Source organism: Isoptericola sp. NPDC056618 (assembly GCF_042792715.1).
GTDB classification, from domain to species: Bacteria; Actinomycetota; Actinomycetes; order Actinomycetales; family Cellulomonadaceae; genus Isoptericola; species Isoptericola nanjingensis.
The window spans coordinates 54,579-69,979 of sequence record NZ_JBHTVZ010000019.1 but is presented as its reverse complement, the minus strand read 5'-3'; the positions used below and the strand labels follow the sequence as shown (position 1 = coordinate 69,979).

Here is a 15,401-nt window from a genome sequence, read left to right as displayed (position 1 = left end):
GACACCTGAACCCATCCGTGGAGGGACGACCGGCTCAGCGCCGGCCGAGAGCACGATATTGCCAGCCCGCGTCGGTCCAGGCCGCGCGGCTGAGCGCGTTGCGGCCGTCGAGGACGGTGCGCTGCGCGACGAGCGTCCCCACCCTCTCGGGGTCGAGGTCGCGGTACTGCTTCCACTCCGTGAGCAGCAGGACGGCGTCCGCGCCGGCGAGCGCAGCCTCCAGGTCGCGCTCGTAGTGGAGGTGCGGCTGCTTGGCGCGGGCGTTGTCGATGGCCTGCGGGTCGTGGACCGTGACGACCGCGCCCAGCTCGGACAGGCGGGCCGCGACGTCGAGGGCGGGCGAGTCGCGGACGTCGTCGCTGTCGGGCTTGAAGGCGGCGCCGAGCACCGTGACCTCCGCGCCGTCGACCATCCCGCCAAGCACCTCGGACGCCAGGTCGACCATGCGGGTGCGGCGCCGCGCGTTGATGGCGTCCACCTCGCCCAGGAAGGCGACGGCGTCGCCCGCCCCGAGCTCGCCGGCGCGGGCACGGAAGGCGCGGATGTCCTTGGGGAGACACCCTCCCCCGAAGCCCAGGCCGGCGTTGAGGAAGCGGCGTCCGATGCGCGCGTCATGGCCGATCGCGTCCGCGAGGCGCGCGACGTCGCCCCCCGCTACCTCGCACAGCTCCGCCATGGCGTTGATGAAGGAGATCTTGGTGGCGAGGAACGAGTTGGCGGCCACCTTCACCAGCTCGGCCGTCGGGTAGTCCATGACGATGCGGGGCACGCCCTCGGCGAGCGGTGCGGCGAAGACGGCGTCGAGCAGGGCCACGGCGCGCTCCCCCGCCGCGCCGTCGGGCACGCCGTAGACGAGGCGGTCGGGGCGCAGGGTGTCCTGGACGGCGAAGCCCTCGCGCAGGAACTCCGGGTTCCAGGCGAGCACCGCCCCGGGCTGCGCCGCCGCGACGACGCCCGCCAGTCGTTGCGCGGTGCCCACCGGGACGGTGGACTTGCCCACCACGATCTCGCCTGCCCCCAGGTGTTCGACCAGCTCACCCACTGCGGCGTCGACGAAGGCGAGGTCCGCCGCAGGGCCGTCCTTCCGCTGCGGCGTCCCGACGCACACGAAGTGCACCTGCGACCCGGCGGCCGCAGCCATGTCGGTCGAGACGGTCAGTCGGCCCGTTCCCATGACCTGCGACAACAGGTCGTCCAGCCCCGGCTCGAAGAACGGGGCCTTGCCCGCGGCCAGCGCGTCCACCCGTTCGGCGTCGACGTCGACCCCCACGACGTCGTGCCCGAGGTGGGCCAGGCTCGCCGCGTGCACCGCGCCGAGATAGCCCAGACCGATCACCGAGATCTGCACGTTCGCTGTCCTTCATCGAGGCATCCGTGGGATGACAGGGCGTCCAGGGATGCCCGCGCTCACTCTAGGATGCGGGGCGATGACGTACGAGGGTGATGTTCGGCAGGGCGCTGACGCGCGCCCGGCTGACCTGTACGCCGACCTGTTCGGCAAGCAGGCCTCCACCCTCGAGGTCGTCTCCACCGGCCGGCTCTCGCAGGTGGGTGCACGGCCCCCGATCCGCACCTACCTCGCGCAGCTGTGGAAGCGGCGGCACTTCCTGTGGGCCGAAGCGCGGGCCAAGGTCACCAGCGGCACGCGCGAGACGCTGCTCGGGCAGGCGTGGCTGGTCATCAACCCCATGCTCAACGGACTGGCGTACTACCTGATCTTCGGGCTCGTCCTGAAGTCGAGCCGTGGCATCGACAACTTTCTCGGCTATCTGGTCATCGGCGTCTTCCTCTTCCAGTTCACGACCCAGTGCGTGACCGGGGGCGCGAAGTCGATCGCCAGCGGACGCAACCTCATCCGGGCGTTCAGCTTCCCCCGTGCCTCGCTGCCCATCTCCGTGGTGCTCCGCGGCATCCTCAACCTGGCACCCACCCTCGGCGCCATGTTCGTGCTGATCCTGGTGCTGCCCGACCAGGAGAACTGGACCGCCGCCGCCGCGCTGTTCCCCGCCGTGCTGGTGCTGCAGGTCCTGTTCACCACCGGGCTGGCCCTGCTGCTCGCGAGGGCTGCTGCCGCGCTGCCCGACCTCAACCAGCTCATCAGCGTGCTCATGCGATTCTGGCTGTACGGGTCGGCGGTGTTCTTCTCGATCGACCGGTTCAAGGACTACCCGTGGATCGTCGGGATCATGGAGGCCAACCCGATGTACATGGTCCTCGACGCCGCTCGCGACACCCTCCTCTACGGGGCCGTGCCGAGCCTGCCGACCTGGCTCGGACTGGGCGGCTGGGCGATCGGGACGCTCGTCGTCGGCTTCGTCGTCTTCTGGCGCGCGGAGGAGTCCTATGGCCGTGTCTGACCTCGCCGTCGCGGACCCCTTCGCGCAGGCGACCGTGGCCGTGCAGGACGTGAGCGTCCGGTACCGCGTGCCGTCGACCGACGCCGCCGAGCGCAAGCGGCGCGTCAACCCGGTGGTCCGCGCCGCCCGCACCGTGCTCGGCAACGACCCCAAGGTGCTGGTGCGCGCTCTGTCGGGCATCTCGTTCGTGGCGAAGTCGGGCGAGCAGATCGGCCTCGTGGGCCAGAACGGCTCCGGCAAGAGCACGCTGCTGCGCATCATCGCCGGGCTGGAGAACCCCGCCAAGGGGCGCGTGCTGGCCGAGAGCACGCCCGTGCTCATCGGCGTCAACGCAGCACTGGTGCCGGACCTGTCGGGCGAGGAGAACATCCGGCTGGGCTGCCTCGCCATGGGCCTGACGCCGGCGCAGGCGGAGGCGGCCGTCCCCGAGGTCAAGGAGCTCGCCGGCCTGGGCAAGTCGATCTACCTGCCGATGAAGACGTACTCCTCCGGCATGGGCGCCCGCCTGCGGTTCGCCATCGCGACGGCGTCCAACCCGCACATCCTGCTCATCGACGAGGCGCTCGCGACCGGCGACGCCGCGTTCAAGGAGCGCAGCGAGGCCCGCATGCAGGGGTTGCGCCAGAGCGCCGGGACCGTGTTCCTGGTGTCGCACGCGGCGCAGACCATCGAGGAGACGTGCACCCGAGCCCTCTGGCTCAACCACGGGAGGCTGGTGCTCGACGGTCCCGCGGAGGACGTCGCGCTGCGCTACCGCAAGTGGGCCTGGGCCATCGCCAAGGACAAACCGGGCGAGGCCAAGCAGATCATCGAGACCGCCTTCTCGGAGCGAGAGCAGACCACCGTCCGGGTGGAAGAAGCACAGTCGTCCCGTCGATACACTTCCCGTCACGTGAGGCCGCGGTCGACGCCGCGGCCTCGCAACCGAGGAGACAGGACATAGTGGCAAGCAGGCGCCCACGCATCATGACGGTGTACGGCACCCGACCGGAGGCCATCAAGGTGGCCCCCGTCATCAAGACCCTCGAGGCCAGCGACGTGCTCGACTCCGTGACCGTGGTCACCGGCCAGCACCGGGAGATGCTGGACCAGGTCAACAGGACCTTCGACATCGGCCCCGACCACGACCTCGACATCTTCGAGCACGGTGCGTCCCTGTCGATGATCGTCGCGCGGGTGCTCGCGAGGCTCGACCCCGTCCTGGTGGCCGAACAGCCCGCCGCCGTCGTCGTCCAGGGGGACACGTCGACCTCGACCGCCGCGGCCCTCGCCGCGTTCCACCGCGGGATCCCCGTGGTGCACGTGGAAGCCGGACTCCGGTCGGGGAACATCCTGTCCCCGTTCCCCGAGGAGGCGAACCGCAAGATCACCTCGCAGATCGCCTCCCTGCACCTGGCGCCGACCATGAGCAGCAGGGACAACCTCCTCCGCGAGGGGGTCGACCCCGAGGCCATCAGCGTCACCGGCAACACCGTGATCGACGCTCTCCTGATGACGGCCGAGAAGAAGACCCCCTTCACCGACCCCGGTCTGGAGAGCCTCGCGTGCTCCGGGCGTCAGGTCATCCTCGTGACCACTCACCGTCGCGAGAACTGGGGTGCCATGGACGGCGTCGGGCGGGCGCTGGCGCGCCTGGCGAAGGTCTTCCCGGGCGCCCAGGTGGTCCTGCCCGCGCACCGCAACCCCGTCGTCCGCGAGGCCCTGCTGCCGCACCTCCAGGGCCTGGGCAACGTCACCGTGACCGAGCCCCTCGCGTACGGCGAGTTCACCCGCCTGCTCTCGCTCGCGAGCGTGGTGCTGACGGACTCGGGAGGCGTCCAGGAAGAAGCGCCCAGTCTGGGCAAGCCCGTCCTCGTCATGAGGCAGGACACCGAACGCCCGGAGGCCGTCGACGCGGGGACGGTGAAGCTCGTCGGTACGGACGAGGATCGCATCGTCGACGAGGTGACGACGCTCCTCACCCACCAGGCCACGTACGACGCGATGGCCCAAGCAATCAATCCTTACGGAGACGGCCGTAGCGCCGTCCGCTCCGTCTCGGCCGTCCTCCACCTGGTCTGCGGTGGTCCTCGGCCGGATGACTGGCAGGCAGGGAGCCCCCGATGACCAAGAACCGAGTCTTCATCTACGGCTCGTGCGTCTCGAGAGACGCGTTCGAGCACTTCGACGCCGACAGGTTCGAGCTGGTGCAGTACGTCGCACGGCAGTCGGCGCTCAGCGCCTACACCCGTCCGGTCACCCTCATCGACCCGCCGAAGCTCGAGTCCGCGTTCCAGCAGCGCATGCTCTCCGGGGACTTCGAGTCGAGTCTCCAGGCCATCGTGCCGCAGCTGTCGGGCCAGACCGACCTCGTCCTCGTCGACCTCGTCGACGAGCGGCTGGGTGCGTACGTCCTGCCTGACGGCTCCGTGATCACGCGGTCCGTCGAGCTCGTCTCCACGGGCGCGGAGAAGAACCTCCCCGCAGGTTCCCAGCACCTGCCCTTCGGCAGCGACCTGCACTTCCAGTACTGGTCGCAGGGGATCGCCTCCGTCGGGAACCTCGTCCGCCAGCACATGCCGGACGCCGCGGTCGTCCTCCTGGACATCCCCTGGGCCTCGATCGATGACACCGGCACACCGGCGCCCGACAGCTTCGGGCTCTCCGCGGCCGACGCCAACGCCCTGTACCCCCATTACGTCAAGGCCGCACAGGCGTCCCTCGACGCTCATGTCATCACGCTCGGCGAGCATGAGGTCCGCGCGGGCAGCGCCCACCGGTGGGGACCGGCGCCGTTCCACTACTCCGACAACGTCTACGGGTACATCAGCGAGACCGTCGAACGACACATCGCCCTCGGGGCACCCGCTGCGGAACACGCGCCCGCCGCTCGCCGCGGCACGAGCGCCGCTCTCCCCGCTCCCGCACGCGACGACGACTCTTCCCCGATGCCCAACCTCATCATCGCGGGTGCGCACCGCGCGGGCACCCTGTGGCTCTACAAGCAGCTAGCACGCCATCAGGACATCGAAATGGCCCCGGGAAAGGCGTCGAACTTCTTCAGTCGCACGGACGCTCTCAGTGACAAGGAAGCTCTCGAAGGCTACAGCGCCCACTTCCGTGACATCCGGACGGCACCGTGGCGCGGGGAACGGACTCCCACGTACTTCTGGCAGACGACGGAGAGCGGATTTGGCGTCCCCAGGCCCAGCACGCCTCACGTCATCAAGCAGGCACTCGGACGCGACGTGCGCATCCTGCTCTCGCTCCGGGACCCGGTGACGCGCGCGGTCTCCGCCTTCTGGCACTATGTCGCGAACGGTCGCGCAAAGGTCGAGGAAGGCATCTTCAGGGCTAATCCCGCGCTCGGCATCGTCGACATCGGGTTCTACGAGCGCCACTATCGTCAGTGGAGCGACGCCCTCGGCGAAGAAGCCCTCCGCACGCTGATCTTCGACGACCTGGAGGAGTCGCCACGAAAGTACCTGGGCTCCGCGCTCGACGCGGTCGGCGCCCGCGACTACCCCGAGTTCTGGGAATCGCCGATGATGGCGCGGCGATACAACCACCATCCCGGCATCGACGCGATCCGCCGGGCACGCCCGGTCTCCACGCAGGAGATCATCGCGCTCGCCCATCTGTACGAGCGCGACATCCGGTTCGTCCAGGAGCTGACGGGCCGAGACCTCACCGCGTGGCGTGACATCGACGCACTCGTCGAGCGCAACCAGGCGAAATAGGGACCCGCGGCCGCCCTGCCACGACGCCAGGGCGGCCGCAACGCCACGTCACCGTGCCGACAAGGACGCCCCCTTGGCTTCCAGGAGAAGGCCGTTCAGGTAGTCCGAGAACGCTGCCGTGGCATTCTTGCGTCGATCAGTAGCCAGCATGGGCCGCATGTCCCAGGACCGGAAGTCCTCCATCTCGTCGACCGACATCGGCTCGAGGTACTCGTTGATGCGGGCGGTCGAGAACTCCCGCAGGTCCGTCGGGACGTTGTCCATCGACGGCACGTACCAATGGTTCAGCCACTCCACCGAGTAGCCCGACACACGCTCGTTCAGCAAGCGCATGAATTCACTGTCACCATCCGTCGGGTAGCGCCTCGCGAAGAATGCGACGACCCCCTCGTGCTTGAGCGGCTCCTTGAGGAAGAGCTTTGGCGTGTCCGCGCCCACCGCCATGGCGTTGATCTCTTGCGGATCCGGCCATTCCCCTGAGAGGGCCGACTCGAGAAGGATCTTGCGGGCGCACTTCCAGCACCGACGGCACGGCTCGCCCACGAACCCGCGCATGCACGACTGAGCGTACGAACCGTACTCCGACCTGCCTGCGATGATCGCGGTACCCACTTCGCTGACACCGGCGACAGGGTTGTAGACCGGAAGGCCGACCGCCTCGAACAGGGGGCCGATTCCCACGAACCACGGGCTCTTGACATAGTCCCGGAAGCGAAGGGAACCCACGCGGTAGGTGGACTCGAGAATTGCCCCCCAAGCGATCGACCCCAGGGCGTCACGGTCCGCGCTCAGAACCGCCGGTACCGCGTTCGAGAAGTCATGCGGAAAGCCGACGGGAGACCGAACGAACTCCAGGTCCGTCTCGACCATGTTCACCGTGCGCCCCGCCCTCGTCAGCTGCGCGCAAGCGTGGTGCGCGGCTTCCTTGCGGTAGAGCCCACGCCACTTTTCGTCCGGACGGGAGATCCGATCAAGAAAGTACGACACCGTGGACTCGGGCATGACCGTCAGCGCGGCCGTGCAGTCGGCTCCACCGCTGTAGCACAGCCCGGGAACGGAGTCCGCGGGGCGGGACCTCGGCGCCAGGGCGGGATCGACGGGCCCGACGTCGAGCCCGGCCGCGTCTCGAGCGGTGTCGGCGAACTGCGCACTGACCCCGAACTCGAACTCGAAGCGTCGCGACCATGGCGCGAACACGAGGATCGCCGCGAGCGCCATGAGATCTGGGTGGACCTGGACCTCGGACGACAGCCGCACCCGCGCGTCATGGGCGGCAAGCGATCCCGGAGTCACGACAGGCGTGTCTCCGTCCTCGATCTCGCACGAGAACCTGGCCCACGACTCGTCCCGGACGGCAGAGACCTTCATCGACGTTCTCCCCTGATGTCAGTAGCTTTGGATGACGGCTCAGCGGTTCTGAGCACAGTTGATCGAGAGATGCTGAAAACGCCGGTTCAAGGAATCCGCGATCCTCTCCCCGGCTGCTCCGTCCCACAAGGGCGGGCGCACGCTCACGCCGCGCTCCTCGGCGAGCACCTGGGTCGCCGCACGAACCACGCTCTCACGGCCGACGAGCTGATTGCTCCCGTGAGTGATGGTCACCGGGCGCTCGGTGTTCGCCCGGAGCGTCAGGCACGGGACGCCGAGGACGGTCGTCTCCTCCTGGACGCCGCCGGAGTCGGTGACGACGAGGCGGGACTCTCGTACCAGCCCCATGAACTCGAGGTAGCCAAGTGGTGGCACGACGTGCACCCGATCGTGCTTCTCGAGGCCCTGACTCCGCAGGCGGGCGCTCCCCCGCGGGTGCACAGGAAGGACGACGTCGACCAGGTCGGCGACTCCGTGGACCGCTTCGACGATCTCGCGGGCGTCCTCGTCCGTGTCGACGTTCCCGGGCCGGTGCACCGTGACGGTCGCGTACTCGTGCGGCAGTCGAAGGTCACGGCGCAAGGCCTCCGCGTCGAACCTTTCCATGGAGAGGAGCAACGTGTCGATCATCGGGTTGCCGACGAGCTCGACGCCCTCGCCCGTGATGCCTTCGGCGGCGAGGTTCTCCACAGCATCCGCGCTGGTCGCGAAATGGACCGAGGCCAAGTGGTCGGTCACGATGCGGTTGATCTCCTCTGGCATGGACCGGTCTCGGCTCCGCAGCCCTGCCTCGACATGAGCGACCGGGATTCCGAGCTTGACCGCGACCGTTGCCGCCGCGATCGTCGAGTTCACGTCCCCGTACACGATCACGCACACGGGGTCGATCGACCTGGCGACCGCCTCGAACTCCAGCATGATCCGTGCGATGACCTCGGAGTCCGATCCGCCAGAGACACCGAGGTTCCGATCCGGAGTGGGCATACCCAGCTGCCGGAAGAACACTCCGGAAAGCGCGTCGTCGAAGTGTTGGCCCGTGTGCACCACGAACTGACGGGCACCACGGCGCCGAAGCGCGTCGTACACCGGCGCCAGCTTCGGGAAGTTCGGACGCGCTCCCGCCACGTGCAGGAACGTGCCCGGCGGCGTCGGCTGCTCCATGAGGTCAGACCGCCGCGAAGGACAGACGGCTGTTCTGGCTGCTGCGGCACCACCTGACGTAGTCGTCCACCGCGTCCACGAACGCCCCGGCCTCGATCGGTTGCCAGTCACCCAACCGGGCCTCGTGGTCCGCGTCGCGCTCCAGGCACGGAGCGACGACGTACCGGTCTCCGTCGGCCCGCACGACGAAGTCGTTCAGCGCCACGAGGTAACCGACGTCAGCCACGCCCGGTCCCACCACAGCGACGCGCACATACCCCGGAGGTGTCAGGCCCAGGCACGTCCTGGCTCCGAGCTCCGACGCGGCCGCGTCGTCCGTGGCGGAGAGGACCACGGTGGACCAGTCGCTGTGGCGAGCCGCGGTCAGCAACGACGAGACGCCGTCGTCGTCGCAGGCGCCAAGGAACACCACGTGGGAGTGGGCGTCGCCCCGGACTGCCTGGACCTCCACCGTCTGGTCGTGGGTCCGGACGTGCGACTCCCCCCAGCGCAGTGTGCCCCCGCCGCTGCTCCACTCCCGCCACGACGCGAACGGCTCTCGGGGGTCGGGGGCTCCGTCTGGATGCTCCGCCGAGACGGGCAACCGTGCGGACAAGAGCTCTTCGGTGAGGTCGCCGTTCGCCTCGGGGAGCAGGATCCCCTGAGCGCCGTACTCGCCGACCGCCCAGCGGAACGACTCCACGGCGTGGGTCTCCCACTCGGCGGACGTTCGGCCCCTTCCGATCCAGCTGCTCTCGTCCATGACGTGCTCGACGGCCCAGCCGTACGCACGCGCCCGCTTGAACAGGTCGTCCGAGGTGAACAGCACGACACGGAAGCCGTCAGATGCCGCCTGCGCACCGTAGAGCTGTCGGAACAGTCGATCGAGTGCGCTGTCCGCGAGGTCGAAGACAGGGACGAGGTAGAGCGGGAGCGTCGTCGTCTCGTGCGCCCGCACACCCTTGGTGCTTCCCACGTCGAGCCTCGGACGAGACCGCAGCGGTAGGTCCGCCCTGATGTCCCTGATCAGGTCAGCGACCAGGGCAGGTCGTGTGGCGCCGTGCGTGGTCATCCGGCATGCACCCCCAGCAGCTCGGCGATCGCCGCGGCCGCGCGCGTCGCTCCATTTGTTCTCGGCAGGTCCTCGGCACGCTGACCGATCTTCTGTCTGACCTCCGTGGAACCCATCGTCCGGACAGCCTCGCCCACCGAGGCGGCGGTCGGTTCGGGCACGTTCAGGCCCAGCCCCTCCCGCTCGGCGAACTCTGCGCGCGCGTCCTGGTCGTCGGTGATCGTGTCGTGGTTGGGCACCCAGATCGCCGGCAGCCCCGCGATCAGCCACTCGTGGTACGAGTTGTAGCCGGTTGCCGAGACCGCGAAGTCGAAAGCCATCGCATACCGGGCCAGCGGGAACGCCGACACCTCGATCGCCTCGTCGACCCCCGAGCTGTCGGCGATCGGGGGCGTGGTCACGACCGCACGCCACTCGGGGCCGAGTCCCTGGACGGCCCGTACGAACAGTCCCTGCATGTCCACGATGTTGTTGATGTTGCCCGCGCCGAGCGTCACCAGTGCGAGCTTGTTCCCCAGAGGAAGGTGGAGCGCCTGCCGCGCCTCGTCCCGTCCGAGGATCTCCCCGGAGGAGATGACGGTGATGGGTTCGACCTTCAGCGCGTCCGACACCGTCGTCGTCGCTCCACGGTCCATGGACGCCGCGAAGTCGCCGGGCTCGATGACGAGGTCGAACCGGCTCGCGGTGCGCAGCTGGTCGGGCGAGATGTGGGGCTTCCACATACCCCGCCGGACCCAGACGGAGCGGACGCCGGTGGCCTTGACCGCCTGGATCAGCCCTCCGTAGGGCCAGACCCCGTCGAACACCACGCAGGCGGCGTCATAGGTCTCGATCGCTCGCTTGAGACGCTCGCGGAAGTACCTGTTCCACTGGTCGGCGGGTGCGTGCAACGCACTCGTGAAGGGCACGTACTCGTAGGGGAACCCGAACTTGCGCACCACCGGCACGCCCTGCGACAAGGAGACGAACACGGGATCCGCGTACGGCGCGAGCGCCCTCGCGATACCCAGCTCCCGGGTGAGGTGTCCCATGCCGGCCCCGTTGCTCGTCACGAAGAGGACGACGGGTCTCGCCCGCTGTCCGCGGGTCGCGGCTCGGGGGCTAGGACGGCCGGCGTCCCGCCGGGATCCGTATCCGTAGAGGTGGTGGACGAGATCCCGCGCGTAGACGTCGTGCAAGGCGCGCCCGACGACGGGCGACCGGACGACGCCGGCAGCCACGCTCGCCACGGCGTCGGCGATGCCGCGGTGCGAGTACGTGGGACCGGACCAACCGATCTCCTCGACGGCCCGTGCCGGGAGGATCACCCGGAATCCCGCGTGAGCCGCCCCGAGCGCCACGCGCCAGGTCGAGCTCGGGTCCGCGGACCCGTCCCCGACAAACAGGCGGACGTCGCCGCCGTCGGCCTGGAGGGGACCGTACGCGTCCATCGAGGTCCGCACCTGGTCGGCCAGCGCCTCGGGGCAGAAGATGCTCAACCCCTCCGCCTCGTACGCGAGGACGGACTCCGGTTCCTCCCGCCACGGCAGCTGGATCCAGTCCGTGTCCGAGATCGCTTGCCGGTCGATGGCCGACAGCAGCAGCTCGTCGCGGACATGGCCGTCGATGGGCATCCACGTCGGGAGAATCCCGAGCCACGCCGTCAACGCCTCGTGCACCTGCGTGGCGTCGTAGTCGATCCCGTCGATCACCCGGCTCTGGTTCGCGACCACGAGCGCTCTGCCGGTGCGGATGCGCCGGGTCTCGGGCAGGGCCTCCGCCAGGAGCGCGGGGTGCCTGAGCACCGTCAGGTCCGTGGCGACGGTCGCCGTGGGCTCGACGACGAAGACGTTCGGGCGCTTCAGCACCTCAAGGATCCGCCGGTGCCACGGCGTCCCGCGCTTGAAGCGCGAGGTGTTGAGGGCCATCAGGCCGACCTGCAGTCCGAGGTCGCTGAGGGCTTCGACCTCCTCCGCCAGCCGTCGCCCGGACCCGCCGGCGAACCGGAACTCGCCGATCTGCAGGACATCAAGCTCAGTGACTGGTGTCATCCCCTGGTCCTCTCGTGGGAACGAAGGCTCTCCGCGAGCAGACGGGCCCGCGCTCCGTTCCGTGCCTGCGCCTCCCGGAGACGCTCGAGCTCGTGGACCGCGTCCAGCCTGCCGACCAGACCCACGACACGGTCGACGTCCGCAGCCACCTGTGCGGCGGCGTCGGCCTGTCGCGCGTGGGCATCGGCCTGCTCACGACGCATGTCGTCGATCGCCTCGGCGATCCTCGCGTCCGCGGCGCGCGTCGTCTCCGTCAGGTGGCGGATCGCGCTCGTGTTGTCCCGCATCAGAGCGCGAGCACGCGCGTCGCGCATCGCGGAACGCCTCTCGTCCCGGGCGCCCAGGGCCAGGATCGCGACGACCCCCACGGCCGTCGACACCTGGAGCAGGCTGTTGCCGACCCCGGCAAGGCCGAGGGCGAGCGAGGTGAGCGCACCGGCCGCGACGACCGCGGCGACAAGCCCCCGGAGGTGCCGCGTGATGCCTCCCGCCGGATCCGTACCGGCGTTCATGCGAGCACCCCCCGGGTGTCGATCACCGAGGTCCGACGAATCGCATCCTCGGCGAAGGTCGTCCGGAAGTCGGAATGGTCGACGAGCACGATCATCACGTCTGCGCCCCAGATCTGGTCGAGGTCCTTCAGTACGACGTTGCCTCGGCCTGCGAGGTCTTCGGGAAGCTCTCGGACGTGCGGCTCGACGGCCAGGATCTGTGCCTGTGGCAGCCGGTCCGCGAGCCCGGCGACGATGCGTCGCGCCGGCGACTCGCGCAGGTCGTCGATGTCGGCCTTGAACGCGAGGCCCAGAGCCGCGATGGTTGGCGAATCGATCCCCTCGACGGCGGCGACAGCCTGGTCGATGACCCACTGCGGCTTGCTGTCGTTGACCTCCCGCGCGGTGCGGACGAGGCGCGCCTGTTCGGGCGCGGCGTCGACGAGGAACCACGGGTCCACGGCGATGCAGTGCCCCCCGACACCGGGGCCGGGCTGCAGGATGTTCACGCGCGGGTGGTGGTTGGCCAGACGGATGAGCTCCCACACGTCCACGCCGACCTTGTCGGCGATGAGGGACAGCTCGTTCGCGAAGGCGATGTTGACGTCGCGGTACGAGTTCTCGACCAGCTTCGCCATCTCGGCGGTCACGGCGTCGGTGAGCAGGATCTCGCCCTGGCAGAAGACGGCGTACAGGTCCTTCGCCAGCCGCGCCGCCTCGGGCGTGAGTCCGCCGACGATGCGGTCGTTGGTGACCAGCTCGATCATCACGCGGCCCGGCAGCACGCGCTCCGGGCAGTGCGCCACGTGGATCTGGGGACGGCCGTCGGCGCCGTCCAGGGAGAGGTCGGGGCGAGCCTCGAGCACCCACTCGCCCATCGCGCGGGTGGCCCCGGGGGGCGAGGTCGACTCGAGGACGAGGAGCTCGCCGCCGCGCAGCTGCGGGGCGAGGGCCTTGGCCGCCTCCTCGATGCACGAGAGGTCGGGCTCGTGGTCGCCCTGGAACGGGGTCGGCACGGCGACGATGAACGCGTCCGCCGGCTCGGGGGTGTCCGTGGCGCGCAGGGTGCCCTGCTCCACCGCGTCGGCGACCTCCCTCGCCAGGTCCGGCTCGACGAACGGGACCTCACCGCGGTTGACCGCCTCGACGGTGGACGGCTTCACGTCCACGCCGACCACCTTGACGCCCCTCGACGCGAGGATCGCCGCGGTCGGGAGGCCGATGTAGCCCAGCCCGATCACGCCGACGGTGTTGATCTCCATCGCTTGTCCTTGTTCAGACGAGGACGTGCCGGTCGGCACGTCCGTAGAAGGCGACCGAGCCGCTGGCGAGCAGCTCGGCATCGGTGACGGTCCAGGTGTGCCGGCCCTCGCCGGAGCGCATCTGGACGAAGTTGAAGCGGTCCGCGGAGTAGATCCGCGCCCCACGGTCCACGACCCGGCGGAGGAACTCGGTGTCCTCGCCCCTCGCGGTCTCCCCGAAGCGCGCCTCGGCGGCGACGGCACGCGCCGCGACGATGGTCGGGCCCATGACGAAGTCGGTGAACCGGTGCTCCCGCTCCGCGAAGCGCAGCACGGTGGCGTCGTGGCCCTCGAGGTACATGTAGTGCGCCTGCTTGCCCACCACCGCGGCACCGCTGTAGTCCAGCGCGTACAGCTGGTCGGAGAGGTACTGCTCGCCGTACAGGTCGTCGTCGTCCAGCTTGGCGACCACGTCACCGTCCGCGGCGTCGACGAGCCGGTTGAGGCACGACCCCAGAGGGACGTCGCTCCCCGCCTGCAGCAGCACGACGTCCTCGACGCCGGCCTCCTTGGCCCGCACGCGCAGGTCGGCCTCGTCCACCTCGAAGCCGTGCGTCAGCAGCGCGAGCTGCACCTGCACACCGGCCTGCGCGCCGATGGTGCGCAGGACGTCGTCGAGCCGGTGCGGGCGGTTCGTGGACACGAGCGCGGTGACGCTCGGCCGCGCCACCTCCGCCGACGGCGCGAGGCCGACGTCGTGCAGGACGCGCTGCACGCGCGAGCCGTAGGTGTGCTCGCGCCAGATGCGTCGCTGCCCCCGGTGGACGGCGCGGTCGCGCAGCTCGGGCGACCGCACGAGCGCGCGCACCGTGTCCGCGGCCTCGGCGCGCGTCGTCACCGCGAAGACCTCGTCGGCAGGGAAGAACTCCCCCGTCGCGGCGCTGGGCGCCGTGACGACCGGCGTGCCGCACGCGGTGATCTCGAAGATCCGGCGCGCGCACATGCTCGGCGAGTCGACCACCGAGTTCACGTTGAGGAACGCCTTGTAGTCGCGGTACGCGGTGAGCATCTGCGCGTAGTCGAGCGAGCCCACGACGCGCGACGCGAACGGCTCCGGGAACTCGTACTGGGCCCCCTGCCCGCGGAACCGCGAGAAGATCTCCAGCCCGGTCTCCATGCGCGGCGACGCGTCCAGCGCGCCTCCCAGCAGCATCTCGGCCTGCTCCCGGCGCTCGGGGTACTTGTGCGCGAACCACGTGCCGGCGAACGCGACGTCGCGCCCCGGACCGTCGCCGTGGGAGCGCACGGGGTTGTGGATCACGGGCTGCGCGCCGAACGCCAGCACGCCCACGCGGTCGTGGCCCAGCCGCTCGCGGTAGGCGTCGAGGCGCCCGACGTCGGTCGTGTACACGCGGTCGAACAGGGCCGCCGTGTCCACGAAGTCCTCGAAGTGGACCGGGTCCTCCTTGTTCCAGAAGACCGTCGGGATGCCCCGCTCGCGGGCGGCGTCGAGCATCTCCACCAGCGCGGGCCGCGGGGCCGACGTGCCGGTGAGGTGGTACTGCCACGCCCCGCCGTTGCCGCGCCACGCGGACTCGACGAAGACCAGGTCCAGCCCGTCGAGCTGCTCGCGCCACGACGACGGCTTGAGGAGCACCTGCTCCCACTCGTAGCCGAACGCCAGGCGCGAGAAGTCGTCCAGGACGACGCCGGCGCGCAGCGTGCGGGCCGGGTCGCGGCGCGGCGGGGGCCACGCGTCGAAGGTGAGGCCGTCGCTCGTCATCCGGCCGGCGCCCGACCGCTGCTCCCCTGTCGCCCGGCGCCGCCGCAGGAACGCCCTCAGCTGGGCCGGTCCGCCGCGCCGCAGGTGCCACGCGGCCTTCCGCGCGGTCGCCAACGACCACCGGCGGTCGGCTCGTGCGGGCATGCGTCCAGTCCTCGGTCGGGGCGGGGGTCCTTCGTCGGAGAAGGCTTCCCAGGCGC

Annotated in this window: 12 protein-coding genes; 4 read left to right on the top strand and 8 right to left on the bottom strand. The window is 69.9% G+C overall.

Annotated features, from left to right (window positions below; translation table 11 throughout):
- Positions 1-34: 34 nt before the first annotated feature.
- On the bottom strand, positions 35-1,348 hold the full coding sequence (locus ACFQ8T_RS18410) for a UDP-glucose dehydrogenase family protein (protein WP_430547928.1): 1,314 nt from the start codon (positions 1,346-1,348) through the stop codon (positions 35-37).
- 79 nt (positions 1,349-1,427) lie between these two features.
- Between ACFQ8T_RS18410 and ACFQ8T_RS18405 the strand changes: the two genes are divergently transcribed.
- From ACFQ8T_RS18405 to ACFQ8T_RS18390, 4 genes are read left to right on the top strand one after another with little or no spacing between them, the layout of a single operon-like run.
- The gene (locus ACFQ8T_RS18405) at positions 1,428-2,357 is read left to right on the top strand and encodes an ABC transporter permease (RefSeq protein ID WP_430547927.1); all 930 of its coding nucleotides are present in this window, start codon (positions 1,428-1,430) and stop codon (positions 2,355-2,357) included.
- Positions 2,344-3,300, top strand: coding sequence for an ABC transporter ATP-binding protein (locus ACFQ8T_RS18400; protein ID WP_430547926.1), 957 nt, complete (start codon positions 2,344-2,346; stop codon positions 3,298-3,300). The genes ACFQ8T_RS18405 and ACFQ8T_RS18400 overlap by 14 nt, the downstream gene beginning before the upstream one ends.
- 23 nt (positions 3,301-3,323) lie before the next feature.
- The gene (gene wecB, locus ACFQ8T_RS18395; protein ID WP_430547925.1) at positions 3,324-4,463 is read left to right on the top strand and encodes a non-hydrolyzing UDP-N-acetylglucosamine 2-epimerase; all 1,140 of its coding nucleotides are present in this window, start codon (positions 3,324-3,326) and stop codon (positions 4,461-4,463) included.
- A complete protein-coding gene (locus tag ACFQ8T_RS18390) occupies positions 4,460-6,076 on the top strand; it encodes a DUF6270 domain-containing protein (RefSeq protein ID WP_430547924.1) in 1,617 nt (538 codons plus the stop codon). The genes wecB (ACFQ8T_RS18395) and ACFQ8T_RS18390 overlap by 4 nt, the downstream gene beginning before the upstream one ends.
- A gap of 48 nt (positions 6,077-6,124) precedes the next feature.
- Here the strand turns inward: ACFQ8T_RS18390 and ACFQ8T_RS18385 are convergent, their stop codons facing one another.
- From ACFQ8T_RS18385 to ACFQ8T_RS18355, 7 genes are read right to left on the bottom strand one after another with little or no spacing between them, the layout of a single operon-like run.
- Entirely contained in the window at positions 6,125-7,444 is a 1,320-nt protein-coding gene (locus ACFQ8T_RS18385) for a DUF6395 domain-containing protein (protein ID WP_430547923.1), read from the bottom strand.
- Between the two features lie 39 nt (positions 7,445-7,483).
- Positions 7,484-8,605 carry a non-hydrolyzing UDP-N-acetylglucosamine 2-epimerase gene (gene wecB / locus ACFQ8T_RS18380; protein ID WP_430547922.1) on the bottom strand — a complete coding sequence of 374 codons (1,122 nt, stop codon included), beginning with the start codon at positions 8,603-8,605 and terminating at the stop codon, positions 7,484-7,486.
- Between the two features lie 4 nt (positions 8,606-8,609).
- Entirely contained in the window at positions 8,610-9,656 is a 1,047-nt protein-coding gene (locus ACFQ8T_RS18375) for a hypothetical protein (protein WP_430547921.1), read from the bottom strand.
- Positions 9,653-11,686, bottom strand: coding sequence for a hypothetical protein (locus ACFQ8T_RS18370; RefSeq protein ID WP_430547920.1), 2,034 nt, complete (start codon positions 11,684-11,686; stop codon positions 9,653-9,655). The genes ACFQ8T_RS18375 and ACFQ8T_RS18370 overlap by 4 nt, the downstream gene beginning before the upstream one ends.
- On the bottom strand, positions 11,683-12,198 hold the full coding sequence (locus tag ACFQ8T_RS18365; protein ID WP_430547919.1) for a hypothetical protein: 516 nt from the start codon (positions 12,196-12,198) through the stop codon (positions 11,683-11,685). Before ACFQ8T_RS18365 ends, ACFQ8T_RS18370 begins: the two co-directional genes overlap by 4 nt.
- On the bottom strand, positions 12,195-13,439 hold the full coding sequence (gene wecC / locus ACFQ8T_RS18360) for a UDP-N-acetyl-D-mannosamine dehydrogenase (protein WP_430547918.1): 1,245 nt from the start codon (positions 13,437-13,439) through the stop codon (positions 12,195-12,197). Before wecC ends, ACFQ8T_RS18365 begins: the two co-directional genes overlap by 4 nt.
- A 13-nt stretch (positions 13,440-13,452) precedes the next feature.
- Positions 13,453-15,345 (bottom strand): glycosyltransferase, encoded by a 1,893-nt coding sequence (locus tag ACFQ8T_RS18355; protein WP_430547917.1) that lies wholly within the window; start codon positions 15,343-15,345, stop codon positions 13,453-13,455.
- Between the last annotated feature and the right edge of the window lie 56 nt (positions 15,346-15,401).

What these genes read in the sequence shown, in the direction of transcription:
- ACFQ8T_RS18405 (WP_430547927.1), top strand. Translation starts at nt 1,428, where the DNA reads ATGACGTACGAGGGTGATGTTCGGCAGGGCGCTGACGCGCGCCCGGCT.
- ACFQ8T_RS18400 (WP_430547926.1), top strand. Translation starts at nt 2,344, where the DNA reads ATGGCCGTGTCTGACCTCGCCGTCGCGGACCCCTTCGCGCAGGCGACC.
- wecB (WP_430547925.1), top strand. Translation starts at nt 3,324, where the DNA reads ATGACGGTGTACGGCACCCGACCGGAGGCCATCAAGGTGGCCCCCGTC.
- ACFQ8T_RS18390 (WP_430547924.1), top strand. Translation starts at nt 4,460, where the DNA reads ATGACCAAGAACCGAGTCTTCATCTACGGCTCGTGCGTCTCGAGAGAC.
- ACFQ8T_RS18385 (WP_430547923.1), bottom strand. Translation starts at nt 7,444, where the DNA reads ATGAAGGTCTCTGCCGTCCGGGACGAGTCGTGGGCCAGGTTCTCGTGC.
- wecB (WP_430547922.1), bottom strand. Translation starts at nt 8,605, where the DNA reads ATGGAGCAGCCGACGCCGCCGGGCACGTTCCTGCACGTGGCGGGAGCG.
- ACFQ8T_RS18375 (WP_430547921.1), bottom strand. Translation starts at nt 9,656, where the DNA reads ATGACCACGCACGGCGCCACACGACCTGCCCTGGTCGCTGACCTGATC.
- ACFQ8T_RS18370 (WP_430547920.1), bottom strand. Translation starts at nt 11,686, where the DNA reads ATGACACCAGTCACTGAGCTTGATGTCCTGCAGATCGGCGAGTTCCGG.
- ACFQ8T_RS18365 (WP_430547919.1), bottom strand. Translation starts at nt 12,198, where the DNA reads ATGAACGCCGGTACGGATCCGGCGGGAGGCATCACGCGGCACCTCCGG.
- wecC (WP_430547918.1), bottom strand. Translation starts at nt 13,439, where the DNA reads ATGGAGATCAACACCGTCGGCGTGATCGGGCTGGGCTACATCGGCCTC.
- ACFQ8T_RS18355 (WP_430547917.1), bottom strand. Translation starts at nt 15,345, where the DNA reads ATGCCCGCACGAGCCGACCGCCGGTGGTCGTTGGCGACCGCGCGGAAG.